Annotated in this window: 3 protein-coding genes; all 3 read left to right on the top strand. The window is 74.1% G+C overall.

What is annotated here, in order from left to right:
* The first annotated feature begins 148 nt into the window (after positions 1 to 148).
* On the top strand, positions 149 to 619 hold the full coding sequence (locus tag ACK4TH_RS11590) for a hypothetical protein (RefSeq protein ID WP_409626637.1): 471 nt from the start codon (positions 149 to 151) through the stop codon (positions 617 to 619).
* Positions 620 to 636: 17 nt separating this feature from the next.
* Complete coding sequence (locus tag ACK4TH_RS11585; protein ID WP_409626635.1) at positions 637 to 1281, top strand: vWA domain-containing protein; 645 nt, start codon at positions 637 to 639, stop codon at positions 1279 to 1281.
* 8 nt (positions 1282 to 1289) lie between these two features.
* Positions 1290 to 1867, top strand: a 578-nt coding sequence (gene bluB / locus ACK4TH_RS11580; RefSeq protein WP_409626633.1) for a 5,6-dimethylbenzimidazole synthase, incomplete at its 3' end; no start/stop codon positions are given.

Here is a 1867-nt window from a genome sequence, read left to right as displayed (position 1 = left end):
GACACCCTGCCGGTGGAGCCGCCGGCGCTGGTCAAGGGCTACCTGCGCCTGGGCACCAAGGTGCTGGGCGCGCCGGCTGGCCTTCGAAGCCGACCCGGCGGCGTTTGTCGCCCGCTACCAAGCGCAACCGCCGGCGCTGCGGCAGCGCTTGCAGCGCGCGCGGCAAGCGCTGGGGGCGCTCACATGGTCGGACGACCTCATCGCGCAAGCCTGCGCGCTGGCGCTGCAAAGCGGCGCCGACGGCCTGCGCGGCGACTTGACGCTGCTGAAAGCGGCGCGCGCGCATGCGGCCTGGCACGGTAAGACTGCCATAGACGGGGCCGATTTGCAGGCGGCGGCCCCGTGGGCACTGGCGCACCGGCGCGGCGGCCTGGCAGCGGCCAGCGCTCAGGATACAGGCAGCGCGATCACGCCCCCGTGGCCGTCGGCGCCGCCGCAAGGCACGCCCAGCGCGCCAACCGATCGGTCGGCGCCGCAAGCCGGCCACCCGCAAGGCCAGAGCCCCCAACGCCATGCCGCCGCGGGTGACGCTGACTGGGGCGTCTTGCCACCGCAGCCGGTCGGCATCGCGCCGCCGCTGGGTCAGGCGCCGGGAGGCTGGCCTGTCCCAAAGCCCTAGGCCCCGCCGGCGCGCGCATGCCGCCCGTCGCGCCGGGGCTGTTGTGGACGGACCATGCCCAGGCGTCTGCCCGGCGCGATGGTGCCGCGCGGGTGAGGTTGGATTGGCTCGCCACCCTGGCGCGCAAGGGGCTCCGTCCGCTGCGGGCCGCCGACTTGGTCTGGCGCGCCGTGGCGCCCGAGCCGGCGTGCCTGCACGTCATCGTGCTGGATGCTTCCGGGTCGATGCTGCGCCGTGGGCGTCTGGCACGCGCCAAGGCGGTGGCGCTGGCGCTGCTGCAGCGCGCCGCGCGCTGCGGCCAGCATGTGGCGCTGCTGCTGGCTGGCGGGCAGGGCGTGCAGGTGCTGCAGCCGCCCGCGCCAGCGCGGCGCGCCTTGGGGGTGGCCGTGCGCGCGGTAGGAGGGGGCGGCGGCACCCCGCTGGCGGCGGCTCTGCAGCGCGCCGAGACGCTGGCGCTGGCGTGGGCGCGGCGCACAGGCGGGCGCGCGCGGCAGGTGCTGTGGCTGATTACCGACGGGCGGGTGCGGCAGGCGCCGCCGCGCCCGGCTTTGGAGGTCTGTGTGGTGGTGGACGCCGACGACGATCGCCCCGCGCTTGGCCAGGCTCGCCAGTGGGCGCAGCGTTGGCAAGCCCACCACGTGGCGTTGAACGATTGGAACTGAAGTTCGTCATGTCTGCGCTCTCATCCCATGCGCAACCCGAGGTTGCCGAACACGCTTTTGACCCCGCCGCGCGCGCGGCGGTCTATCGCGCCATGGAGCTGCGGCGCGACATGCGCCACTTTGCCGGCGGTCGCGTGGAGCCCGACGTGCTGGTGCGGCTGCTGCGCGCGGCGCACTGGGCACCCAGCGTCGGCTTCATGCAACCGTGGCGCTGGATCCGCATCACGCAGCCCGAGCAGCGCCAACGCTTGCACGCGCTGGTGCAGCAGGAGCGGGCGCGCACCGCCGAGGCGCTTGGCGAGCGCGGCGCGGCGTTTGCGCGCCTGAAGGTGGAGGGTATTCTGGAAGCCGCCGAGCTTTGGGCCGTGGTGCTGATGCCTGAACGTGAGCGGCATGTCTTTGGCCGGCGCACCTTGCCGGAGATGGACGTGGCCTCCGTGGCTTGCGCCATCCAAAATCTGTGGCTTGCTGCGCGCGCCGAGGGGCTGGGCATGGGCTGGGTGTCGATCTTCGACCCGCAGCAGGTGGCCGATGTGCTGGGCTGTCCGCCAGGGTCGCGTCCGCTGGCGCTGCTGTGCTTAGGCCC

This window comes from Tepidimonas sp. (assembly GCF_046292505.1).
Classification (GTDB): Bacteria; Pseudomonadota; Gammaproteobacteria; order Burkholderiales; family Burkholderiaceae_C; genus Tepidimonas.
Note: the sequence above shows the minus strand (reverse complement) of the source record. Positions and strands in the feature narration are given on the sequence as shown.

What these genes read in the sequence shown, in the direction of transcription:
- ACK4TH_RS11585 (WP_409626635.1), top strand. Translation starts at nt 637, where the DNA reads ATGCCGCCCGTCGCGCCGGGGCTGTTGTGGACGGACCATGCCCAGGCG.